Here is a 23,666-nt window from a genome sequence, read left to right as displayed (position 1 = left end):
CATATTGATAGAAAGGTGCGCAAATATGATTGGAGAACGTATAAAACGCCTTCGTTTACAAAAAGGTATTTCATTAACTGAACTTGCCGAAAAAGCTGGCGTTGCTAAATCTTACATTAGTTCTATAGAACGAAATTTACAAAAAAACCCTTCCATTCAGTTTCTTGAAAAGATCGCAGCAGTTCTACAAATTCCAGTTGATACTTTACTTCATGATGAAACAACAAAGGAAACTAACCTAGACTCCGAATGGACACAACTCGTTAAAGATGCAATGAACTCTGGTGTCTCCAAAGAACAATTTCGTGAATTTCTTGAATTTACAAAGTGGAAGCAAAATCAAAAATAATAATAGAAAGAAGTGCTTACAACCAGCACTTCTTTTTCTTTATAAAAAAAAGCGGGAATACCCGCTTTTTTATTATTTTTCTTCCCCAGCTTCTTGGTTAGCATTGAATGTCCATTCTAAATTCAATGTATCACCTTGGAAGATATTTTGGTCTTTTCCATCATCTACAAATTCAAATTGTACCCATAGATAATCCTCTGTACCAGCTGCTAATCCACCCTTTTCTCCCCACTCAGGAGCAAAGATATCTTTAGCTAAAAGATCTGGATCAACTTTTTGTAAGTCTGCTAAAGTTGTTTCGTATACAGGCTCACTTTGTTTATCCCAGTTCCAAAGGAATTTTACTTTAACGTGCTTACCAAAGTCTTCACCAGCATTATCACCTTTTGCATCTTTAACAGTATACTTTGTTGCTAATTTAACGTCTTTAATAGTTAACGAACCGCTGTTTTGTAATAAGAACTCTTTCTTAACAGAATCCCCTGGTTTTAAATCTTTAATATCTACAAGCGTCTTAGGGTTTAATGTAAGGTCTAACGTCCCAGCTGCAAATGTATTGTTTGATACTTCTTTATCGCTAAAGAATGCAAATGTTCCTCCACCAATTAAAGCTAACCCCAATGCTGCTGATGCAACTCCCATACCTAATTTCTTTTTCAGACTCACAATCAATTCCCCCTAGCTTTTTTTTATATTTTTATCACTTATTTTTCAATAAGAGATGTAAAGAAAACTATATTAGCTTAGCTAATATGCGTTCTTTTTTAAAAACCTTATGTTCATTATAACGAACAACCCTATATAAACACAACACATATTTATTAATATTTTCAGTTATTTTTATTTCTCAATATCATTTAGACTTTTCAGAAAAAAATGGTAATTTATAACTTTTTTCACACTCAAATCATTTAATACTATAAGAAAAAAGAAAAACAAAGAGGTGAGGGCTAACGTTCCCTCACACTCGTATAAATATTACTAATCTTGCTTATTCGTTCACTCTCTCTTACACCACATTCTTGTTTTCCGGCTGTTTCACTAAAGCAGTTACTCCGCTTTCTTTTGCTCTTCTACTTTTTTCTGTTCTTCAGCTTTCTTTTGTTCCTCTGCTTTCTTCTGTTCTTCTACTTTCTTCTGTTCCTCTGCTTTCTTCTGTTCTTCTATTTTCTTCTGTTCTTCTATTTTCTTCTGTTCTTCTACTTTCTTCTGTTCTTCTATTTTCTTCTGTTCTTTTATTTTCTTTTGTTCTTCTATTTTCTTTTGTTCTTCGGCTTTCTTCTGTTCTTCTGCTTTCTTTTGTCCTTCCGCTTCAATTGCAACGTTTAATTGTTGCTGAAGAGCCTGAATTTGCTCATCAATAGCTTTCAAGCTAATTTCTTTCTCAATATAGTCACGCTTCTCTTTGATACTGCGGAAGCCTTCATTTACATATATGGACACTTGCTGCATCGACTCATCTTTATTTACCTTTAATTCTTCTTGTATTTGATTGTAAGGAGCTTCTATTTCAGTATATACATTTTGCAGGGCTTCCTTCTCAGCAACAATTTTCTCACGCCCTTGTTGCCATACAGAAATCGCCTGTTTTATTTCTTCAATAGAAGTTGCTTTCGATTTTCCCTTCATCGTTCCATACTCACGCTCAATAAACTGTTTATGTTTCTCAGATTGCTCTTTTAACGTATTAACTGTTTTCGGAAATATGATTGCTGTAGAAAGCGTCGCTTCTACTTTCGTTTCATGAATGAACGCCGCTTCTGTATGCGTCATAATTTGAGATCCTAAATAAAACGTAATAGAACACATACACGGCAATATAAGCATCTTTTTAAAATTACGCGGTCTTTTCAGCATCTTAATCTCTCCCATCGAACATTGCGTTCTTTATACAGAACATTATCTATATTATAGTAAAGAACTATTAAAATTGATAGACAAATACTAGAAAAATAGAAAAAGGGCTATCCATGTGATAGCCCTTTTTCTTATTATCTTTCTTCACCTGCTGTTTGTTGTGCATCAAACGTCCAATTTAATTGTAACTTATCGCCTTGGAATTGATTTTGATCTTTTCCATTATCAACGAACTCAAATTTCACTTTGAATTTATCAGATTTACCTGCTGAAATACCTTTTTCATCCCAGAACCAAGCCGATAAATCATTATCTACAGCTGTAAGTGTGTCACCTTTTAATTTATCTAAAGTAGTTTGTTTCACAATTGTCTCATGCTTATCTACATTTTTTAAGAATGTTACTTTAATATGTTTACCAAAATCATCTTTATTATCTTTCTTTACATCTTCTACATTATAATCTGTTTTCAGTAGAACCTTTTTAATATTTAAAGAGCCTTTATTTTCTAGTTTAAATTCTTTTTCAATTGTATCCCCAGGTTTTAAATTCGATACGTTAACAACTGTTGATGGATTTAATGCTAAATCCAGTGTTCCAGCCGCAAATGTATTGTTTGACACTTCTTTATCACTGAAAAATGCAAATGTTCCTCCACCAACTAACGCTGCTCCTAATACTGCTGATGTAATACCCATTCCTAATTTTTTCTTTAAAGTCATGTCCATATCCCCTTAATATATATTTGTTAACTTCCTAAAAGGAAAGTATAACCAAACGAACTAGACGGATTGTTCTACTTTTTTATCTTTCTTTTCTCCATCAATGCTACGAATAGCGCCAAAAATAGAAATCGCGGAATAACCAAGTAAAAAGACTCCTGGAATAATAAGAAGCAATGCTGCTCCCGCTTTTGAATTCGCATAATTCAGTAAATAACCAACATACGGAACTGTAATATCTGCATACTTTCCAACTACATTTTCTGCAAGTACTGGCTCTAAATCTGGTCCGTTGTTGTTATCCCCTTTTGTTTCATACATTACTTTTCCATTTGTATCTTTCACACCGATAATACGGTGAGTGATAATTTTTTGATCTTTCTCTTTAAAGGTAATAACATCACCTTTTTGATATTTAGAACCATCTTTGTTTGGTTCTATTGCAATGATTGATCCTGTTAAAAACGTCGGCTCCATTGATCCTGAAAGAACGCTCTTAAATTGATATCCCATCACTGTCGGATCACCACCGCTTGCTTTTGAAGAAATAACTACAAAAGCTAAAAAAACCATCAATGCAAATAAAACAAATGAGATCGCGTTGCTAATTATCTTCCATATTAATTTCATCGTCTCTCTCCCTCTCCGTTGTTTTATATTATTTGAAGTATGCAATATCCACTTTGTTCTTTAACAAGAACACAAGTAAATGATATAACGAACTTTAAGTTATTGCAATAAGAAAATTTACAATTATTAGTTATTTAAAATATAGAAAAAAGACTGTGCCAAAATTTTACACAGTCTTTTTATTAGTAATTTATTTACCTTCTGATTTCATTCCTTTTGTATTTCGGCGCAACACTACATATAAAATTGCTCCAAATAATATAATCGCACCTATCCCAACACTTATTACTTTCACATTTGAGTCTTTTACTTCAGGCATAGTTGTATCTTTTTTAGGCATCGTAAAAGTGACATCTTCTGTTGAAAGAACATTTACCGTCGCAATTGTTTGATTATTTTTCGTAATATCAACTGCACCAACTACCTCACCACGATGTATTCCTTTATGATATAAAGATTCTTTATCTAATGAAGCCGCCCGGAAAATAGTTTTCACATTTTTCCCTTCATCTTTCTTAAGCATAAGCTCCGCACTTTGTTCCAACTCAGAATTAACATCTTTATTTAAATATGTTGTTTTTTGATGCCAATTATGTTTATCAAGCACCATTTGCTTCGTAAATTGACCGAAAGAATATTCCGCCATCTGCTTCAAATCTTCATAAATTTCAGGTCTTTGAGAAGCCATTACTACGCTTATAATACGATTTCCATCTTTCTCATTTAATAAAACAAGTGTATTACGTGCTTCATTCGTAAACCCTGTCTTACCGCCAATGCTATATGGATTTTCAAAAAAATTAGATTTATTAAAAATAGACACCGTCTGCCTAGACGTCGTAACTGTCGTTCTTTTCGTATTCATCGCTTGTAAAATTTCAGGATACTTTTGCACACCCTTCGTAATCATAGCCATATCATACGGCGTCGTATAATGGTTCGGATCATGCAATCCATTCGGTGTTACAAAGTGGCTATCTTTCGCCCCCAATTGCTTCGCTTTCTCATTCATCATATTAGCGAAATTCTCAACACTCCCGCCAATCCGCTCCGCAATCGCATACGACACATCATTCGCACTCAGCACCATTAAAATCATAAGCGCAGTATTTCTATTAATTGTCTCTCCAGGTTGAAACTCAATTTGATAATTACTCTTCTCTTGATCTAATGCTAATTGTGAAAATGTAAATTGATCCTCTGGCTTTGTATGCTCCATGAGTAAAATCGCTGTTAACACCTTCGTCGTACTAGCAGGAAATGCGCGGTGATATGCGTTTTTGTCATACAAAACATCTCCTGTTTTTGCATCAATTGTCGTTGCAAACTGACTAAAAACATTCGGTCCTTCCGCAGGTGGTGGTGCAACTTGTTCTGGATTTACTCCAATATTCGTCTCAGCACGCAATGTTATGGGCGTCAAAAAAAACGAACAAATAACTGTAATAAAAACCAAAATTTTCTTAAAATTTACCATATGACTCTCCCTTTTCCATTTACTCCTTAACAAAATAATAAATCTACCAATCATATGTAATTTGTATTATATTGGAAGAATTTTCACTATTTTTTACTATATCATACTTTTACGATAAAGAACATAAATATACAATAAAAATAAGAAGGAATTACTCTTTCTTATCCTTCTCATCAATCAACGAATCTATTAACTTTTGACTAGCTTCCTCGGGCGTAATCTCATCTGTTATTCCCATAAACGACCAACCTTTAGAATCAACCCACTCAACAAACTCTTGTAAAAATTCATCATGTGTAACATCCACATCAAGAATCGATCCATTAATCGAAATCGTTCTATTTTTAGACACGCGCATCTTGAACGTTTTTCTTACCATTACAACTTTTCTCCCTCTACTTCTGAATATTTATAAAGTGAAACTTTCATCAATCCTCACGAATCGGACTTTTACGGGCATTCCGACCCCAACCTAACTTCTTTACTTTTGCTGAATTTCGAGGTAAGGGATCTTACTGCCCGCAAATAGCGAGATAAAATAATCATGTATCTCTGTTATACATGATTTTCAGTAAATTGTAAAAAGGATATATTGGCCAATTGGCATATTGAAACTGAAAATCTATCATTCTGCAAAAATATCAAATGATATGTAATTGATCATAAATGACTAAATAGATTCACATAAAAATAAAATAACTTACATTTTACCACACCAAATACAAATGACTTTCTTACAATGGAATGGAGTATACTAGAAGAAAACTTAAAATGAGGAGGAACCTCATGACGCGTTGTACGTATTGTAAAACGAAGTGGACAATAAAAGATGTATGGGCAATACTCGTGACATTTGAAAAGGATTGTCCGTATTGTTTTATGAGACAATATCTATCAAAGAAAACGGTGAACGCTATGCCAGAACTTATAAGCTTACCTTTACATTTCTTACTCCCTTTTCTTGTTGATTTGAGTGCTGAAGGTCCTTCGGATTGGTATCGTAAATAATATAACCACTACATCCAAAGACTACTTTCTACTAAATTCGCTTCTCATCATTATTCCTTCATACATTACTAGCATAATCGCTTATACTTTCCCTTTTGAAGATTCTCTAGCTCAGCAGGAAGAGCGTCCCCTGAACAAGGTTTATCAATTATGCCTTTAATAAACGATGATATATGCATACTGTTAAGCATAAAAATTAGCATTAAGTTCCACTCAAATATTAATTGAAACCCAACACTCCATTTAATCTGTAATCTAGAATACAAGCAGTGTTTTTTATTATGCATTTTTGCATACAGTATTATTTTCTCTTGTAAATAGATAATAATGTTATATAATAAAACCAACATTTTACCAATAAAAGGTAATAAGAAGTAGTGGAATAAGTAAATAACCAAAGCCTATTAACAGATTTGTTCTATATAAATCATGATACATATATGGAATCAAAACCATGAAATTTTATGTAGTGTTTAGATTACTACAAGATGAAAGATTCATAGCGAATACACTTAAGGAAAAAACGTTCGATTAGATTAATGTGATATCTATCGAACGAATTGAGAATATACTTAGGGGGAATTTCAAGTGAACGCATTTAGTAAGGTATTATTAACAGGCGCTTTAGCTTTAGGCGGTTTAACAGCTATGAACATTGATACACCGAAGGCACATGCTGACGAATGGGATGGTTGTCATTACATTTGTGGTCCTGGTGAAACGGTGAACGGTGTTACAGTTCAGGTACACTCTACACAAGTTACTTTTGGTAACAGCGTAATTGCAAGAATTACAAATGACCGAGCTGAAGAAATTCATTACAATGTCAGCCTTGAAAAGAAATATGGCGATAGATGGGGAGAATTTGAAACCAACTTCCGTTGGCAAAATCAATGGGTCCCAGCTGGAAGCAATGATGAAATTGCAACTTTCACAGGATATGGCGATGATATTTATGAGGATGGAACATATCGTTATAAAGTCGAAATAAAAGGCGCTGACGGTTCTATTGATACAATTTACACAGCAGGAATGACAGTTACAGGGCGATAGCTCATGACTGAGTTGCATTATTTATGATTGTATTTTTGATACTATCATTGATAATTGCGGTGATATTATTATTAAAATAAGCTCTTCGGGGCTTATTTTTTATATAAAAATTCGAGCATTAATATTACGAAAATTTCATCTTTACACTATTGAAGTTTGTTGCTATTATAGGAATACACCAAATGTTACAATATTCAATAAATTATAAAAATTATCTTATTATATGAATGAAAACATATTGCTGGTCGTAATATTTATAGTTGGGATCCCGTAGCTCAGCAGGGAGAGCGCCACCTTGACAGGGTGGAGGTCGTGAGTTCGAGCCTCTCCGGGGTCATAAAAAAGAGACACCATATCAACCTTCTACGTGATATGGTGTCTCTTTTTATCTAATTCAATCACTTTCCACCAAACATCTTCTCCAAAGACTTCGCATTGGCAAACAATACTTCTTTCAAGTTATCGTCAGCAACGATTTTATAGTCGCCATCTTTGTCTTTCTTTAAGTTCAATGTAACTTCGCGAGTTGCCATTGCTGCATCTTTATCCGTTAAGTTTTTGATGATAGTTGAGGTCATTGTTTTTTCGATCGCTTTTTCAGATTGTTCTTTGTCTTCACTAAATGCGCTAGCGAAGGCCATTGGCATAACTTCTCCCACTGCTTTTGTTACAGCAACGGATAGATCTGCAGATGTAATTTTCACTTTCACTTCTGCTTTGTCATCCTTTTTCGATACTTCTTCTAGCTTTTCAAATTTAAAGTTTTTCGTAATTGCACTCAGCATTGCTTTTGCCTCAGCATCATCTGTTTTTTCATTTAGTTTATTAAATTCCTTGTCACTCTCAACAAATGTACGAGCCTTTTCTACATCACCTTTTTGTATCGCTGTTAAAAATTCTTCTGTAGTATCTTTCGGATTTGCACACCCTGCTAAAACACCTGCTGTTAATCCTACTACCATCATTAATAGCAATAATCTCTTTATCTTTTGCACGCTCATTCTCCTCTTATCTTTTCTAGTAAGTCAGCATCATACAATATTATGAAACTGACATTACAAACATTTTTTAGTATAGCATTTATATGATTCGTTTTCTATTAATTCCCAAAAGGTAAAGGGCCTTGCAGCATTCCTACAAGGCCTCTCTTATATCAATCTGTATCCGTAGCACAAATGAACCACATTTTCTGTTCCCTACTATCTAATACCATCCACATACTCCAATCAAAAATCATAAGCGATAACCAAAGCGATATATTCATAGTAGCAAATAATAAATATAAAATGAAATCTCTCTTTTGTATTGCTCCTCTATTCATCAAAATGTAAGCGGCACCAATAGGAGGAAAAAGACAAATATTTTTCTTAACGACTACGGATACAAAGTTACTGTCTGCATATGAATCCCCTTTTCATCATAATACTTGCTTCAACATCGGTCTCACTACCCTATATTCATCACTATAAGCTTCCTTTATGATTAAAGGCGGGTAATCACTTTTTTCTTCCTCAATCATTATGAATACTTCTGTTTTCTCTTGTAATGTATTAGATTCTCTATTTTTAGTAGGTTTTTTACTTGTTTTAATTTTCTTTGTTACTTCGCCAAGTTTTTGCCCAACTTCTTCTACTTTGGCAGGTTCATTCGTAACATAGTATTCTTGTTCGTCCCATACTAATATAGGTGGCACTTGTTCTCTTTTGTTACATATTATATAAGTAGTACTAGCTACCAGTAGTATACAAGTTAATAAATAGAAGATAGTTCTTTTATTCATATACTACACTCCTTATCTATCATTTCATTGGATTATATAACACAAATTATTTACGGTAAATGGATTTGGTGGTAATTTTTAGGTTTAATAATAAAAAAACCTTACCGAAGTAAGGTTCCGTTTTTACATTCTATAGTGACTGATTAATTAATACGATCATTACAATAATTGCTATAAGCATAACAACTAAACAGCCGATTAATTTATAAAATCCTCGCTTCGTTAACGTCCCGCCTTGAACGTCTTTACGAATAAATAAGAATACGGCTAAAAATAATACAAGCCCAATGCCAAAAGCATACATCATTTGCATATGTTAATCTTCCTTTCTCTCTTCCATCTTAATATCTTTTTGCCAAAACAACAAATGAGATAAAGACGGTACTCATTGTAAGTGCCATAAGTATATTCAATAATATAGAAGAAACTTTTTTAAATTTCAGCACGTCTATTTTGAAGCGAAACACGGAACACTGTAAATAGCTGTTACTATATCTCCTCACTTCTTTTTTTAAAATTTAATATCTCCATATTTGTTTTATCCTTTTAAAATATTTCATTTATTTCTTTATTCCACGAAATGCGTTATTTGTTTTACGGTGTTTTTCGTCATATTTATAGAAACTAACTGTTTATGGAGCATTTTTTATGTTTAGCAACTTTTTTTGTAGAAATCCTTCACTTTCCTTTCAATATTTAACACTATCTAAATAAAGTTTACGATAAATTCATAATTTTTTATTTTTTATACTATATTCCGTTATATTGTTGTATAATATCTCTGAAAGCGCTTATTATTTCAATATACATAATTCAAACTATTTTTATCGAAACATTCTAACTATTATACCTATATTTAAATACAACAATTATAGCTATTAGTATAGGCATACCAAATATATCCACCCCATTTTTCTGTAAAATTACTTTATAACATGAAAGATTAACTTGGGTGATAAGTTATTGTGAATGTTTTTTTACAAAACAGATAAGTAATAGTGTTTGGTATTATGTAAATTATTGTAATAACATAAGAGTAAAGAAAACATTTACATTGATTATTGATTCATTACTTATTGAAAAAGAGCAAAATGCACCTTTGTATGGAAAAGGATTATATGCATTGGGAGGTTTAAACAAATGACGAGGAAGAATACAACGACAAACCCTTGGGCCAAGTTCCACGGTCCGAACCTTGGTTATGTTATTGAGCAGTATGATCTTTACGTAACTGGAGCAGGTTCTGTTGATCCGGAATTACAAGAGCTTTTTGAAATTTTTGGAGCTCCTTCGTTTCAAGATGATGTCGTAACAGGGGACAACACAGCAACACATTTTTCTCCTCAAAACACAGGTAATATTGAAAAAATTCTTAAAGTCGTTCAACTTGTTGAGCAGATTCGTTCTTTCGGGCACACGTTGGCTCACATCAACCCGATGGAAGATGCTGCAAATGGACAATCTCTTCTTGAGAAAGCAATGAACGAACTAAGCGATGCTGACTTGAAAGCGATTCCAGCGAAAACAGTATGGCCAGATGCACCAGAAGGTATTCACACTGCACTTGATGTAATTCATAGATTAAAAGACGTTTATACAAAATCTTTAGCTTATGAATTTTCTCATATACAAGATAGTGAAGAACGCGCGTGGTTGCATCAAATGGTGGAATCAAATTCATTGCGTCAACCACTATCAAATAAAAAACGAACTGCTCTTTTAAAACGTTTAACAGCTGTTGAAGGTTTCGAGCAATTCTTGCATAAAACATTCGTTGGGCAAAAACGTTTCTCTATCGAGGGCGTTGATATGCTTGTACCTGTTTTAGATGAAATTGTTCTAGAAGGTGCTAAGAACGGCGTAGAGGATGTCATGATTGGTATGGCTCACCGCGGTCGCCTAAGCGTACTTGCTCACGTATTAGAAAAACCATATAGCCACATGTTTGCTGAGTTCAAACATGCAAAAATAGAAGGCGCAGTAGCTAATTCTGGCTGGACTGGCGACGTGAAATACCACCTAGGTAGAGAACAAGTCGTTAGTAACGAAGAAGTTAGCACTCGCGTTACATTAGCAAATAACCCGAGTCATCTTGAGTTCGTGAATCCTGTAGTAGAAGGTTTCGCACGTGCGGCTCAAGAGAATCGTAAAAAATCTGGTCTTCCAGATCAAGATACTTCAAAATCATTCGTAATTTTAGTTCATGGTGATGCTGCATTCCCTGGTCAAGGTATTGTATCTGAGACGCTCAACTTAAGCAGATTGAACGCGTACCAAACAGGCGGAACGATTCATGTTATCGCAAACAATGCAGTTGGTTTTACGACTGATAGCTATGATTCTCGTTCTACGAAATATTCAAGCGACCTTGCAAAAGGTTTCGATATTCCGATTGTTCACGTGAACGCTGATGATCCGGAAGCTTGTCTTGCAGCTGCTAACCTTGCGATTCAATATCGTATGTTGTTCAAAAAAGATTTCTTAATCGATTTAATTGGTTACCGCCGCTACGGTCATAACGAAATGGATGACCCAGCAGTTACGCAACCACAAGTGTACAAAAAGATTAAGAATCACCCAACTGTAAGAGCAATTTATGCAGATCAATTACAAGCTGCCGGTGTTCTAAATGCAGATGAGATTGAAACAATTACGCAGTTTACACAAGAACAATTAAAATCTGACTATGCACAAGTACCACCAGCTGATACGAGCGATGCAACAATTCACGTTAAAGTGCCAGATGTTGTTGCAAAGGGCATTCAGTCAATTGATACTGGTGTTGAGCTTGACTCACTTCGTGCAATTAATGAAGGTCTACTATCTTGGCCAGAAGGCTTTAACGTATATCCGAAAGTGAAGAAAATTCTTGAACGCCGTAAAGATGCTCTTGAAGAGAACGGTAAAATTGAATGGGCACTTGCTGAGTCATTAGCATTCGCTTCTATTTTACAAGAAGGTACGCCAATTCGTTTAACTGGTCAAGACTCACAGCGTGGTACATTCGCTCATCGTCACATCGTATTACACGATACTGATACAAATGAAACATATTCACCATTACATCGCTTACCAAACATTAACGCTTCATTCTCTGTTCATAACAGTCCGTTATCAGAGGCTGCTGTTGTTGGTTACGAATATGGTTATAACGTATTCGCTCCAGAAACGCTTGTTATGTGGGAAGCGCAATATGGTGACTTCTCAAATACTGCGCAAGCATTATTTGATCAATATGTTTCAGCTGGAAGAGCAAAATGGGGTCAAAAATCTGGTTTAGTTCTTCTATTACCACACGGTTATGAAGGTCAAGGACCAGAGCACTCTAGTGCACGTCCTGAACGTTTCCTACAGTTAGCTGCTGAGAATAACTGGACAGTTGCCAACTTAACGAGTGCGGCACAATACTTCCATATCCTGCGTCGTCAAGCATCTATCTTAGGAACAGAAGCTGTTCGACCATTAGTACTGATGACGCCGAAGAGTTTATTACGTCACCCGCTTACGCTTTCAACTGCTAGTCAGTTAAGCGAAGGACGTTTCCAACCTGCTCTAGAACAAGAAAACCTTGGCACGAAACCAAACAAAGTAAAACGCCTTGTTTTAAGCACAGGTAAAATGGCGATTGACTTAGCAGCAGAAATCGAGTCTGGTAAACATGACTACAACTTAGATGAAATTCATGTCGTTCGTATTGAACAGCTATACCCATTCCCTGCTGAGAAAATTCAATCTATTATTAAACGCTTTAAAAACTTAGAAGAAATTATTTGGGTTCAAGAAGAACCTCGTAATATGGGCGCATGGCATTACATGGCTCCAATTCTGTTCGAACTAGCTGGAGATAAAGTGAAAACAGGTTATATTGGACGCCCAGATCGCTCTAGCCCATCTGGTGGCGATCCATTCGCTCACAAAGCTGAGCAAGAACTAATTGTTTCACACGCTTTAGATGTGAAGTATAACTTCCGTCAAGATAAACAAGAAATTGAAGTTTTCAGCAACTAGAAAGTAACAATGAAAGTTTCTAGCTTGTTCCTTGGGCAGATATTCTGCCCAGGGGCAGGCTAACAAATGGAGATTACCGAAAACAAAAGAAGAAAAAACACACCGTTAGGCAAATAAGGGGAGGACATTTAAAATGATCGAAATTAAAGTACCTGAGCTTGCAGAATCTATTACTGAAGGAACTATCTCACAATGGCTTATCAACGTAGGCGACAAAGTTGAGAAAGGTGGCAGCGTTGTTGAGCTTGAAACTGATAAAGTCAATGTAGAAATCATTGCAGAAGATTCAGGTATTGTATCGAAGTTACTAGGCGAACCTGGGGATACAGTTGAAGTTGGCGCAACTATCGCAATTTTAGATGCTAATGGAGCACCAGTTGCAGTAAGTACACCTGCACCAGTGGCTGAGCAACCAAAACAAGAAACGACTGAAGCACCGAAAGCTGCGGCACCAAATGCTGAGCAAACTGCAACACTACAAGGGTTACCAAATACAAACCGTCCTATCGCATCACCAGCTGCTAGAAAAATGGCTCGTGAATTAGGAATCGACTTAAACGACGTACGTAGCACAGATCCACTTGGACGCGTGAGACCACATGATGTACAAGCTCATGCTGCAGCACCAAAAGAAGCACCAGCTGCTCCAAAGAGTCCAGCTCCTGCTCCAGTTGCAAAAACGGAATTCGAAAAACCAGTTGAGCGCGTGAAAATGTCCCGCCGCCGTCAAACAATTGCAAAACGTCTTGTAGAAGTTCAACAAACATCTGCAATGTTAACAACATTTAACGAAGTTGATATGAGTGCGATCATGGAATTACGTAAAGAACGCAAAGATGCTTTCGAGAAAAAACATGATGTACGTCTTGGATTCATGTCATTCTTCACAAAAGCAGTTGTTGCAGCATTAAAACAATTCCCATTATTAAATGCTGAAATTCAAGGTGACGAGCTTATCATTAAAAAATTCTATGATATCGGTATTGCAGTAGCAGCTCCAGATGGATTAGTTGTTCCAGTTGTACGCGATGCTAACCAATTAAATTTCGCTGAAATTGAAAGTGAAATTCGTGAATTAGGTAAAAAAGCACGTGACAACAAACTTTCATTAAAAGAACTACAAGGTGGTACATTTACAATTACAAACGGTGGTGTGTTCGGTTCTCTAATGTCAACACCGATCCTAAATAGCCCACAAGTTGGTATTTTAGGAATGCATAAAATCCAAGTACGCCCAGTTGCAATTGATAACGAGCGTATGGAAAACCGCCCAATGATGTACATTGCTTTATCTTACGATCACCGTATTGTTGATGGTAAAGAAGCAGTTAGCTTCCTTGTTGCTGTTAAAGATATGCTTGAAGATCCAAAGTCATTATTATTAGAAGGTTGATAGATTAAAAATCTATTAAAGGCTGTAGAATGATTCATTCTACAGCCTTTTTTTATTGTGTTCATACGGGACAAATTTCATGACATAAGGTAATAATGTATGCCTAAACGTAAGGAGGATTAAAATGAATAACCTTCCAATTCATGCAAAACTTAAAGTAAATAAGGATACTTTCTTCCTCCCCGATTCAAACGGGGGTGTCTATTTTCGAAATAACGCCAGTTCATTTCGTATGGACGGTGACGGAATTTATAACTGGATTGAAAAATTAATGCCGATGTTTGACGGTAATTATTCTTTAGCAGAAATAACGGATGGTCTCCCTCTTCCCTATCAAAATCGTGTACTTGAAATTGGAGAGATTTTATATACAAATGGATTTGTCCGTGATGTAAGTCAAGATGCACCTCATGAATTAAACAGCGCATTACTTGATAGATATGCTTCGCAAATTGAATTTTTAGAAGCAGATTCTCATTCAGGTGCTCTAAAATTCGAAACGTATCGCGCGGCAAATGTCCTTATAATTGGTTCTGGTAATATGCTTACTTCCTTAGTTTCTTCTTTATTAGAATCTGGTTTACCTACATTTCATTACCTCGTTACAGATCGGGATGAAACAAACTATGACAGAATACATGAGCTAATAGAACGTGCATATGAAGTTGATAACAGTGTACTCCTTCAAGAAATCGATACTACAATTGACCGTCCCTTACATGAGGTATTCGAACCTTTTGATTGGATTTTATATGTTTCTCAAAACGGAGACATTGACGGTTTAAAAACAGTTCACACTATTTGTAGAGAAACGAAAAAGAATTTCATACCAGCTATTTGTTTATCAACACTCGGTATAGCTGGACCTGTCGTAACAGAAAATCGTGATGAATGCTGGGAATCCGCATGGCATCGGCTACATGAAACGACTTTGCAAAATGAAAATTCATCGGATTCCGTCTCACCAATTACATCTGCCATGTTAGCAAATGTAATCGTTTTTGAATTATTTAAACATGTCGCGGATGATTCATATCGTGAAAAAGAATCACAATTCTTTTTATTAAACTATGAAACACTTGAAGGAACGTGGCATCCTTTTATAAAACACCCTCTTGCAACTGATGAAAGTTTTACAATTGATACGATAGAAAATCTTTCTGAAAAACTTGAGCATCGGTATGGCCAACATACTTCAACTGATGTATTCCGATTTTTCGACTCATTAACTTCTAAAGAAGCCGGTATATTCCATGTATGGGATGAACAAGATTCATATCAATTACCGTTATCACAATGCTATATTCAAGTAGCCACTCCACTATCAGATGGCCCAGCTTCCCTTCTGCCTCTTATGACTCGCAGTGGATTGACTCATAATGAAGCACGCCGAGAAGCTGGTTTAACAGGAATTGAAACATATGTAGCAGAAATCATTCACCGCCTTATTCCTGAACATAACAATATCGGTATCGGTGCTGGAGAAACGATGACAGAAGGATTTTACCGCGCACTGCAACAACATTTAAACAATAAACTGTATGAGCGGCAGTCACATATGCTAGAGGAACTTACAACTGTTGAGTTAACTGATATTCAAGATAAACATTGTAGATTTTATTACGATGCTCTCTCTACAATCCATGAAACGCCTAAAATCGCAATGAGTGAAGAGATTCTCAGTTTTCCAGTCGTTTGGGTTGGTATAAATGATAGATGGTACGGTGCATCTAATATTAATATGACGTTAGCGTTACGAAACGCACTACAACTATCACTCTTTCACGTTCAAAATGAAGAAATTCCTTACAGAGCTAATATCTTGCCTGAATCCTCTATTATTTTATATGACACGTATTCTTTTAGAGTGGAAATACAAGCGGAAGAAGAAATTCCAAGCGTACAATCTTTACAACTCGCCTTACAACATTTAGAAGAACATAATTTTTACCCCTTCGTATTTGATTTAGCGATTGAACCATTTTTGAAAGAAAACTTAGACGGTGTGTATGGGGTATTAATTGCAAAGGAGGACGGTTTATGATTCAAAATATATTGCTTATAGGAGATGGCCTTCTTGCAGACTATGTACATGATCAATTATGCAAACAATATTCCATCATTCGTCAGCATACTCTTACAGAAGAACTTCCTGAAAATATTCATCTCGCTCTCGTATTACATGATGGATCTCCTTCTACTATTCATCATGATGCTGAGCTAATTTTTCGTTCAAATCATATTCCGTGGCTACGTGGTTTTACTTCATTTGGTGAAGGTATTATCGGTCCTTACATTCATCCTCTTACGCCCGGATGTTCCCATTGTTCTGATGGACGCCGTTTTATCGCTGGCTTTGATCAAAAAGAAATGTGGGAACTACAGCGGAAATATGCCTTTAAAGCAGATAATGTAACGAGACGTGATGTACGTGCCACCCAAAATGGAATGTTGCAAATGTGCCATCTTATTTGCGCAGAAACAGAAAAAATATTAACTTATAACCATTCTTCTTTAGAAAATGAACTTATTTTACTAAACTTACAAACATTACAATGTACGCGGCATTCTTTTCTTCCAGATCCTCTCTGTCCTGTATGTAGTAATTTACCTGATGATACTGCGGATGCGGCGGAAGTTTCTTTACAACCAAGTTTAAAAGTAAGCACCGAAACGTATCGCTGCCGTTCCATTCATGAATTAAACACATTTTTAACGAGAGACTATTTAGATTATCGGGTCGGTATGTTGAACGGCAAAATGCAGCATTCTGTATTACCATTCGCTGACGTCATTATAAACATGCCATTGATGTTTGGAAATGAAGGTGTTGCAGGCCGAACCCATTCATTTGCAGTAAGTGAAGCAACTGCTATTTTAGAAGGTTTAGAACGATATTGTGGTATGTCACCTCGAGGGAAAAAGACAAATGTGCATGGTAGTTTTCATGATTTAGAGGAACATGCACTAAATCCCCTCTCGCTCGGTGTACATACCAATGAACATTATAATCGTGATGGTTTTCCATTTAAACCGTTTGATCCTGATTATGAGCAAAACTGGGTATGGGGATATTCTTTATCACAAAACAGACCGCTTTTAGTTCCTGAATCAATTGCTTATTATAGCCTCGGTCATCGAGATGCTTTCGTGTATGAAACATCAAATGGATGTGCAATTGGCGGTAGTTTAGAAGAAGCGATTTTTCACGGCATTTTAGAAATTGTAGAGCGTGATGCCTTCTTACTCACTTGGTATGCCGAATTACCTCTTCCCCGCCTGGATCTTAATTCAGCAAATGATACAGAATTACAATTAATGATCCAGCGGTTACGTACGATTACCGGGTACGAATTACACGCTTTTAATGCGACGATGGAACACGGCATCCCGAGCTTATGGGTAATTGCAAAAAATACGCGTGAAAATGGAATGAACGTTGTTTGTGCAGGAGGCGCTCATTTAGATCCTATTCGAGCCTTAAAAAGCGCCATTCAAGAAATAGCAGGCATGTTACTTATAACAGACGATGAGCTCGAGCACAAAAGAGAATACTACGAAAAATGCTTACAAGATTCTTATTTCGTTAATAAAATGGAAGACCATAGTATGCTGTATGGATTGAAAGAAACGGAAGAACGTCTTCACTTCCTTTTACGAGAAGATGCACCGGTGCAAACGTTCCAAGAAATGAATGTACCACAATCATTTGATATGGATTTAACATCCGATCTCCACCAACTTTTAAATCGTTTGCATCAATCTAATCTTGAAATAATCGTAGTAGATCAAACCGTTCCCCTTATAGAAAAGAACGGATTACATTGTGTAAAAGTTATTATTCCAGGCATGTTACCAATGACGTTCGGACACCATCTTACTCGGGTTACAGGACTAGACCGGGTATATACCGTACCGATGACACTTGGATATACAGACGAACCTTTAACGAATGAAAAATTAAATCCACATCCACATCCGTTTCCATAGTAAAGGAGGGATTTCATGCAGCTAGATACTTTTTTACATCATCTCCATTTCTCTATCGATGAAATTATGCCGAATCATGAGGTGGACTGGAAAGACGCACCGCTTCCTTATAAATTATATCGAAATGTACCTATCATCCCGCTCTCCTTAGAAATCCCGTTATCTTTATCGAACTCTTCTACTACACCTACTCTAAATGAGATTGGTCACTACCTTTGGTATTCATTTGGTGTAACACAATTATGTCAGCTAAATAGCGAGAGAAATGTATTACGTAGATCCATTCCTTCAGGCGGTGCCTTATACCCGAATGAATTGTATATCTATTTAAAGATTGACGATTACCCAGACGGCATTTACCATTATGACGCCGCACATCACCGACTTATTTTACTTCGCGAAGGAAATTTCGATGCTTATTTAGAAGACGCACTCGGTAATCGCTGTAATATACATGATTGTTTCGGTGCTGCATTCGTATCCACTATGTTTTGGAAAAATTTCTTTAAATACAATAATTTTTCATATCGACTGCAAGGATTAGATAGCGGGGTTCTCATTGGACAATTGCTAGAATGTGCAAAACAGTTCGGTTATACGAACGGCGTATACTTTCAATTTCTAGACCGTGCACTGAACCATTTACTCGGATTGTCAGAAGGTGAAGAAAGTGTGTATGCCGTTATTCCTTTAAGTACAGAGCCAGAAACTAATTGGTTTCACAATGATTACCGTGAAAATAAAATAGTTACTTCTCATGAGTTGTTGCAACAAATTCCGCCGCTCGCACATGAACATTTCGTTCGCTCAAAACATGTAGATGAATATCCGATGATAACAAAAATAAATGAAGCTTCTATGATCGAATCGACAGCACACTTCCAAACACTACTTCATGAAGAGCACTATCAACATAATGCGTACGCTGTACAGCTACCAAAAGTAGAACGGTTATCGTATGATTTCCTACAACTTTGTAAAAAACGATATTCTCCTGATGCGGACTTTATTTTAACGAAATGGGATGCAGCTGAGCTCGCTACTTTACTACAAGAAGCGAGCCTCTCCTTCCCCTATTACAACGACCTTGACGGTAAGTATGCAAATGAAAATGCACGCGTCTCCTTATATGGATGTTTTTATAACGTGAAAAATATTGAAAACGGGGCTTACGCTTATAACAGTAAAACACATTCCATACAACCAATTCGATATGGAGACCTTCGCTACCCACTTCAGTCTAGTATGACGATGGATAACGTAAACCTTTTTCAAGTACCACTTTGCTTACATGTAGTCGGAAAGAAAGATTATTATACAAATGCACTAGGCTATAGAGGGTACCGTATTCATCAAATGGAAGCAGGTATACTCGTTCATAAACTCGTTTTTGCTACAACTGCTATGGGGATGGGCGGGCATCCGTTACTAAGTTTTGATACAAATTCATGTGATCAATTGTACGGTATTGATGCTGGGAATGAAACGTCTCTTATTCAAGTTCCAGTCGGGGCATATCGGGCGCGGAATTGGTTAAAAGGGGCTTTGCATAGTTAAAAGCACGCCGATGAACGGCGTGCTTTTTTACTAGATTAATTTAAAGATACTCTTAATTTGTCTAGCAAATAACCAATTTTTCGTACCGTAGTTATCATTTAAACTATCTAAATTAATAGATTGTCCGTTAGCAAACTTTAATTCTAACGTAGTATTTTTGTCATTTGTTTTTAAGTTACTATTTGTAATGTCATCATACTTTAATTTTTCAATCTCAACATATTCGTCTTTTTCTTGTCCAATCACGACATGGTCTTGGAAGAAGAAAAATACTTCTACTTTTTTACCGAAACAAAATACATTTTTCGTATAAATTAATGTCGCGTTATCAAGTCCGACACATACTTCTTTCATTTCTTCCACAACGTGTCCAAAGTCTTCTTCATGTCTTGCATTTGATTCAGCAATCCATTCTTCAATTGTTTTCATGTTAATTGCCATACTGCGCCCCCTGGTTCGTTCATTGCTTCGTTTAAAAAATAAATACTATATGAAAATATAAGCGATACGTACTATGTTTTCAAGAGGGAACGGTATATTCAAAATAAAGTGAAACTTTATTTACTCCCTCATTGTAAAAAAAATAGCACTTTAAAAAGTGCTATTCTGCTCTCCTTGCCGCTTGCTGAATTGGATCCCACACGCTGTTATATGGTGGTGCGTAACTTAAGTCGACGTCTTCTAAATCATGAATGCTCATTTTATTGAAAAGCGCCATCGCAATCACATCAATACGTTTATCTACACCTTCTTCTCCAATTACTTGCCCGCCCAATAATTGTTTCGTGTCAGAACGGTATAGTAATTTCAAATAAAGTGGTTTTGCATTTGGATAATAGCCCGCCATATTTGTAGAATCTACTTTAACTGTTTTATACGGGATATGTAGTCCTTTTGCTTCTTTTTCATTTAACCCTGTTCTTGCGAGCGTCAAATCCATAAATTTAATAATGCCTGTGCCTAACGTACCTTTAAAAGCTCTTCGTTTATCAAGCATATTCAGTCCAGCAAGTCGCCCTTGCTTATTGGCAGTCGTTCCGAGCGGGATATGATCATGAATTTCCTTTATAACGTGGTAATGTGTTGCGCAATCACCGGCTGCATATACGTCTTGCACATTCGTTTGCATATATGCATTTACTTCGATTGCTCCTTTATGATTCTTACGTATATTTGTCCCTTCAAGAAAATCAGTATTTGGCTTCACTCCAACCGACACTAAAACAAGATCTGCTTTATACGTACCTTTATCCGTTTCGATTGCTTCTACTCGTTCATTTCCTTTAAACGCTTTTACATTTTCATTCGTTAAAATTTCAATATGATGCTTATCTGCTTCTTTATGTATGTACTCTGCCATATCTGTATCATAAATCGTACCGATATGATCATTTCGCTCAATCATTCTTACTTTCTTACCAAGTTCGACGAATGTTTCTGCCATTTCCAGTCCGATTGCACCACCGCCAATAATGGTTACATCTTCAACTTTATTCGTTTCTAGCGTTTTTAATATACGCTCAGCATCCGGAATTGTTTTTAAAAGATGAACGCCTTGTAATTCCCGTCCTTCCCATTCCGGCATAACAGGGCGTACACCAGTCGCAATTAATAATCGATCGTACGAAAATTCAAAGACATCTTTCGTCTTCGTATGCTCTGCGTACACCATTTTCTTTTCCGTATCTATTTTCGTTACTTCATGACGCACTTTCGCATCAATTCCATATTTCTCACGAAACGTCTTCACATTGCGCGCGATTAACTTTTCAGTTGAAGCGATAGCACCACTAATGACATACGGTAATCCACACTGAGCGTACGAATAAATTTCACCTTTTTCTAAAGTTACAACATTTGCATTTTCATCGTTTCTAATAATTTGCATCGCTGCACTCATACCAGCTGCATCTCCGCCAATAATGACATAGTTCACTTTACCACTCCTTCTTTTTTACATACTCTTTACGTTTTCCATATTTTATAGAAATAACACCTACTTCCATTGTAAAGAAAGAGAATTTCATCTTCAAATTTGGTGCACAAACTTATGTATGAATAGGTAACTGTCGTGTCTTATAAACAACATGTTTAATATGCTATAACAGTAACTATTGAAAGTAGGTGAAACATACATGTGCGCTGGTCTTCTCGCTCAGTTTCCAGAGGAACCGAAAGAACCGAAAGCCGCCCTCCCGCTTGAACAAGAATTTACCATTAATGCAACATTATACAGTGCTCGCGCTTGGTTATCAGACAATGACACTTTCTCTCAAACTATTTGGAAAGCTACCCGCTTCGCTTCTGCATCACATGCTAGCAAGGCCATCTTTCCAGTCGGTACTGTTAAAATTGTAAATGTTTCTGATGATACAATAACGGTTACTATATCATCGGAATCAGAAGATGCTCTTAAAATAATCGTCCCTCCACATTCTGAAGCTGCTTTAACGTCTAGTTCTTTATCTGATGTGCAAGCCAGTACATCAGGAGGGGCAAGTAAAGTCACATTTCTCTTTCATATCTTTTTCTCTAGGGAACCTGCTCCAGCCAAATAACGATAGAAAAGGTACAGCAATATACACTGTACCTTTTTCAAGCGCTCTATTCTGTTGATTTGATTAGTTCAATATTATAAGTTTCGATATCTGTTAACGTTCCTTTAAAATAAGGATTTTCTCTATACCAAGGCTGTTTTGCAAAATATGCTTGCATATCTTTCGTTTGAAAAATATGTCCATGCCTTGCATATATTTCATTTCTAGCAATTTTCAACTGCTCTTTCGATAAATATGTTAAATCTGCGCTCGTTAATTTTCGAATATCACTATCAGGAAAGATGAAACCATTATATACATACCCAGTCGCGGGCGTTGGAGTAACATTATAAACAACTGTTTTTTCTGTACTTTTCTTTTGAAATGGAAGATTATAAGACGAAAGTGCCGTTACCGTCTCTACTTTTGTCGTTTCTCGTCCACTTTCTCCATTTCGTTCTAAATAAACCGTCGCACTTCCATCAGTCGCTACAGGCCCCCATGTAATTTCTTCTCCTGCCAGCGCTGTAACCGGTTTTTGATTTACATACAATGTTGCACCAGGCGCGTTCGTTTGAACTGTAATATATTGACCTTGCAACGTTAAATCTATCGTTACGTTATTTTGGCTTTGTTTCATAAGTACAACCTTTTCCTCACGAGATAATTTTACGTAGTCATTTTTATACTCTGATTGAAACACTTGATTTCCCGGAAGAAATGGCCCATATTGCTTCTCAAACTTTTTGTCATCTGTCTTATCAATTTCTTTTCCGTTCATTTTTAACGATACGTCTTTTTCATTTGTAAGCAAAGTTGTATAGTACGTCTTTGCTTTCAATTTATATCGATCAAATATAAAGAAATACTTTCCGTCTTTCGTTAATGAAAAATCAGCTTTTTCTATTCCGTCCCGTTGTTTTTCACCTTGTCTCAAATATTGTTTTAATTCATTTACGTAAGATGGATTTTCTTTTATATATGAAAATAGAGGCGTTACACTCTCTCTCGTTATCATAACCGATGGATCATCTGCCGTAACGATCTCAGCTAATTTCTCTCCGTCCCTCTCTTGTAAAATCGTAATTATCCGGTCTACTTGTGCCACCTGCGTATAATACGACGATCCGTACAAATACAATCCAATAATTGCTATAACAAATAGCGCTAACAGTGTAATGCCAACTTTTGCACCACCGCTCATGTTCTTCTTTACTACAGAACGTCCCCTCTTCGTCCCGCAGTTTTGACAAAATTGCACACCATCTTCAAACTGAATTCCGCACTTTGTACATACATTCATCC

General features: G+C 36.2%; 21 protein-coding genes, 1 tRNA gene and 2 pseudogenes. 10 read left to right on the top strand and 14 right to left on the bottom strand.

Features of this window, described 5'->3' with window-relative positions; genetic code table 11:
* The first annotated feature begins 25 nt into the window (after window positions 1–25).
* The gene (locus tag MHB52_RS07060) at window positions 26–349 is read left to right on the top strand and encodes a helix-turn-helix domain-containing protein (RefSeq protein WP_000578885.1); all 324 of its coding nucleotides are present in this window, start codon (window positions 26–28) and stop codon (window positions 347–349) included.
* A 72-nt stretch (window positions 350–421) separates the two neighbouring features.
* On the opposite strand, the gene calY is transcribed toward MHB52_RS07060, so the two are convergent.
* From calY to MHB52_RS07030, 6 genes are all read right to left on the bottom strand, one after another.
* Entirely contained in the window at window positions 422–1,015 is a 594-nt protein-coding gene (gene calY, locus MHB52_RS07055; protein WP_000053713.1) for a biofilm matrix protein CalY, read from the bottom strand.
* Window positions 1,016–1,399: 384 nt separating this feature from the next.
* On the bottom strand, window positions 1,400–2,206 hold the full coding sequence (locus MHB52_RS07050; RefSeq protein WP_061662864.1) for a DUF4047 domain-containing protein: 807 nt from the start codon (window positions 2,204–2,206) through the stop codon (window positions 1,400–1,402).
* Between the two features lie 134 nt (window positions 2,207–2,340).
* Window positions 2,341–2,928, bottom strand: coding sequence for a CalY family protein (locus tag MHB52_RS07045; protein WP_000172854.1), 588 nt, complete (start codon window positions 2,926–2,928; stop codon window positions 2,341–2,343).
* Window positions 2,929–2,988: 60 nt separating this feature from the next.
* Window positions 2,989–3,558, bottom strand: a complete 570-nt coding sequence (sipW, locus tag MHB52_RS07040; RefSeq protein WP_000767792.1) for a signal peptidase I SipW — start codon at window positions 3,556–3,558, stop codon at window positions 2,989–2,991.
* 190 nt (window positions 3,559–3,748) lie between these two features.
* Window positions 3,749–5,035: a D-alanyl-D-alanine carboxypeptidase family protein gene (locus tag MHB52_RS07035; protein WP_000247029.1), complete on the bottom strand. Its 1,287-nt coding sequence runs from the start codon at window positions 5,033–5,035 to the stop codon at window positions 3,749–3,751.
* Window positions 5,036–5,186: 151 nt separating this feature from the next.
* A complete protein-coding gene (locus MHB52_RS07030; protein ID WP_000251856.1) occupies window positions 5,187–5,414 on the bottom strand; it encodes a hypothetical protein in 228 nt (75 codons plus the stop codon).
* Window positions 5,415–5,821: 407 nt separating this feature from the next.
* Here MHB52_RS07030 and MHB52_RS07025 point away from each other — a divergent pair, with 407 nt between their 5' ends.
* From MHB52_RS07025 to MHB52_RS07015, 3 genes are all read left to right on the top strand, one after another.
* Window positions 5,822–6,043, top strand: a complete 222-nt coding sequence (locus tag MHB52_RS07025) for a hypothetical protein (RefSeq protein WP_000196289.1) — start codon at window positions 5,822–5,824, stop codon at window positions 6,041–6,043.
* 588 nt (window positions 6,044–6,631) lie between these two features.
* The gene (locus MHB52_RS07020; protein WP_000991074.1) at window positions 6,632–7,096 is read left to right on the top strand and encodes a hypothetical protein; all 465 of its coding nucleotides are present in this window, start codon (window positions 6,632–6,634) and stop codon (window positions 7,094–7,096) included.
* Window positions 7,097–7,360: 264 nt separating this feature from the next.
* Window positions 7,361–7,433: transfer RNA gene (locus MHB52_RS07015), tRNA-Val, on the top strand.
* 61 nt (window positions 7,434–7,494) lie between these two features.
* Here MHB52_RS07015 and MHB52_RS07010 read toward each other — a convergent pair.
* From MHB52_RS07010 to MHB52_RS36775, 5 genes and pseudogenes are all read right to left on the bottom strand, one after another.
* Complete coding sequence (locus tag MHB52_RS07010; protein ID WP_001169495.1) at window positions 7,495–8,091, bottom strand: DUF4878 domain-containing protein; 597 nt, start codon at window positions 8,089–8,091, stop codon at window positions 7,495–7,497.
* 139 nt (window positions 8,092–8,230) lie between these two features.
* A pseudogene (locus MHB52_RS07005) lies at window positions 8,231–8,417 on the bottom strand (hypothetical protein).
* 96 nt (window positions 8,418–8,513) lie between these two features.
* Entirely contained in the window at window positions 8,514–8,876 is a 363-nt protein-coding gene (locus MHB52_RS07000) for a hypothetical protein (protein WP_001042763.1), read from the bottom strand.
* Window positions 8,877–9,006: 130 nt separating this feature from the next.
* Window positions 9,007–9,189 carry a DUF3976 domain-containing protein gene (locus tag MHB52_RS06995; RefSeq protein ID WP_001178294.1) on the bottom strand — a complete coding sequence of 61 codons (183 nt, stop codon included), beginning with the start codon at window positions 9,187–9,189 and terminating at the stop codon, window positions 9,007–9,009.
* 28 nt (window positions 9,190–9,217) lie between these two features.
* Window positions 9,218–9,292, bottom strand: a pseudogene (locus tag MHB52_RS36775) (permease); the annotation flags it as partial.
* Window positions 9,293–10,016: 724 nt separating this feature from the next.
* Between MHB52_RS36775 and odhA the strand changes: the two are divergent.
* The 5 genes from odhA to MHB52_RS06970 all read left to right on the top strand — a co-directional run bounded on the left by odhA (window position 10,017) and on the right by MHB52_RS06970 (window position 19,824).
* The gene (gene odhA / locus MHB52_RS06990; protein WP_000197123.1) at window positions 10,017–12,884 is read left to right on the top strand and encodes a 2-oxoglutarate dehydrogenase E1 component; all 2,868 of its coding nucleotides are present in this window, start codon (window positions 10,017–10,019) and stop codon (window positions 12,882–12,884) included.
* A gap of 133 nt (window positions 12,885–13,017) precedes the next feature.
* Window positions 13,018–14,277, top strand: a complete 1,260-nt coding sequence (gene odhB / locus MHB52_RS06985) for a 2-oxoglutarate dehydrogenase complex dihydrolipoyllysine-residue succinyltransferase (protein WP_000569926.1) — start codon at window positions 13,018–13,020, stop codon at window positions 14,275–14,277.
* Between the two features lie 124 nt (window positions 14,278–14,401).
* The gene (locus tag MHB52_RS06980; RefSeq protein ID WP_001061570.1) at window positions 14,402–16,321 is read left to right on the top strand and encodes a putative thiazole-containing bacteriocin maturation protein; all 1,920 of its coding nucleotides are present in this window, start codon (window positions 14,402–14,404) and stop codon (window positions 16,319–16,321) included.
* Window positions 16,318–18,267, top strand: coding sequence for a TOMM precursor leader peptide-binding protein (locus MHB52_RS06975; protein WP_000615605.1), 1,950 nt, complete (start codon window positions 16,318–16,320; stop codon window positions 18,265–18,267). Before MHB52_RS06980 ends, MHB52_RS06975 begins: the two co-directional genes overlap by 4 nt.
* 15 nt (window positions 18,268–18,282) lie before the next feature.
* Window positions 18,283–19,824, top strand: coding sequence for a SagB family peptide dehydrogenase (locus MHB52_RS06970; protein ID WP_061662863.1), 1,542 nt, complete (start codon window positions 18,283–18,285; stop codon window positions 19,822–19,824).
* Between the two features lie 30 nt (window positions 19,825–19,854).
* Here the strand turns inward: MHB52_RS06970 and MHB52_RS06965 are convergent, their stop codons facing one another.
* Together MHB52_RS06965 and MHB52_RS06960 are read right to left on the bottom strand one after the other, a co-directional pair.
* Window positions 19,855–20,265: a DUF3908 family protein gene (locus MHB52_RS06965; protein WP_000996783.1), complete on the bottom strand. Its 411-nt coding sequence runs from the start codon at window positions 20,263–20,265 to the stop codon at window positions 19,855–19,857.
* Between the two features lie 160 nt (window positions 20,266–20,425).
* A complete protein-coding gene (locus tag MHB52_RS06960) occupies window positions 20,426–21,760 on the bottom strand; it encodes a CoA-disulfide reductase (RefSeq protein ID WP_061662862.1) in 1,335 nt (444 codons plus the stop codon).
* A 199-nt stretch (window positions 21,761–21,959) separates the two neighbouring features.
* On the opposite strand from MHB52_RS06960, the gene MHB52_RS06955 reads away from it, so the two are divergent.
* Window positions 21,960–22,382, top strand: a complete 423-nt coding sequence (locus MHB52_RS06955) for a hypothetical protein (RefSeq protein WP_061662861.1) — start codon at window positions 21,960–21,962, stop codon at window positions 22,380–22,382.
* A gap of 46 nt (window positions 22,383–22,428) precedes the next feature.
* On the opposite strand, the gene MHB52_RS06950 is transcribed toward MHB52_RS06955, so the two are convergent.
* Window positions 22,429–23,664: a TcaA 3rd/4th domain-containing protein gene (locus tag MHB52_RS06950; protein ID WP_016117430.1), complete on the bottom strand. Its 1,236-nt coding sequence runs from the start codon at window positions 23,662–23,664 to the stop codon at window positions 22,429–22,431.
* Between the last annotated feature and the right edge of the window lie 2 nt (window positions 23,665–23,666).

The sequence above is a fragment of the Bacillus sp. FSL K6-0073 genome, from assembly GCF_038006085.1.
Lineage (GTDB): Bacteria > Bacillota > Bacilli > Bacillales > Bacillaceae_G > Bacillus_A > Bacillus_A cereus.
This window is presented reverse-complemented; position numbering and strand designations above follow the sequence as displayed.

Coding starts and splice junctions, on each gene's coding strand:
- MHB52_RS07050 (WP_061662864.1), bottom strand. CDS start 2,206: ATGCTGAAAAGACCGCGTAATTTTAAAAAGATGCTTATATTGCCGTGT.
- MHB52_RS06975 (WP_000615605.1), top strand. CDS start 16,318: ATGATTCAAAATATATTGCTTATAGGAGATGGCCTTCTTGCAGACTAT.
- odhA (WP_000197123.1), top strand. CDS start 10,017: ATGACGAGGAAGAATACAACGACAAACCCTTGGGCCAAGTTCCACGGT.
- MHB52_RS06995 (WP_001178294.1), bottom strand. CDS start 9,189: ATGCAAATGATGTATGCTTTTGGCATTGGGCTTGTATTATTTTTAGCC.
- MHB52_RS06950 (WP_016117430.1), bottom strand. CDS start 23,664: ATGAATGTATGTACAAAGTGCGGAATTCAGTTTGAAGATGGTGTGCAA.
- MHB52_RS06970 (WP_061662863.1), top strand. CDS start 18,283: ATGCAGCTAGATACTTTTTTACATCATCTCCATTTCTCTATCGATGAA.
- MHB52_RS07045 (WP_000172854.1), bottom strand. CDS start 2,928: ATGACTTTAAAGAAAAAATTAGGAATGGGTATTACATCAGCAGTATTA.
- MHB52_RS07035 (WP_000247029.1), bottom strand. CDS start 5,035: ATGGTAAATTTTAAGAAAATTTTGGTTTTTATTACAGTTATTTGTTCG.
- MHB52_RS07030 (WP_000251856.1), bottom strand. CDS start 5,414: ATGGTAAGAAAAACGTTCAAGATGCGCGTGTCTAAAAATAGAACGATT.
- sipW (WP_000767792.1), bottom strand. CDS start 3,558: ATGAAATTAATATGGAAGATAATTAGCAACGCGATCTCATTTGTTTTA.
- MHB52_RS06980 (WP_001061570.1), top strand. CDS start 14,402: ATGAATAACCTTCCAATTCATGCAAAACTTAAAGTAAATAAGGATACT.
- MHB52_RS07000 (WP_001042763.1), bottom strand. CDS start 8,876: ATGAATAAAAGAACTATCTTCTATTTATTAACTTGTATACTACTGGTA.
- MHB52_RS06955 (WP_061662861.1), top strand. CDS start 21,960: ATGTGCGCTGGTCTTCTCGCTCAGTTTCCAGAGGAACCGAAAGAACCG.
- MHB52_RS07060 (WP_000578885.1), top strand. CDS start 26: ATGATTGGAGAACGTATAAAACGCCTTCGTTTACAAAAAGGTATTTCA.
- MHB52_RS07025 (WP_000196289.1), top strand. CDS start 5,822: ATGACGCGTTGTACGTATTGTAAAACGAAGTGGACAATAAAAGATGTA.
- odhB (WP_000569926.1), top strand. CDS start 13,018: ATGATCGAAATTAAAGTACCTGAGCTTGCAGAATCTATTACTGAAGGA.
- MHB52_RS06965 (WP_000996783.1), bottom strand. CDS start 20,265: ATGGCAATTAACATGAAAACAATTGAAGAATGGATTGCTGAATCAAAT.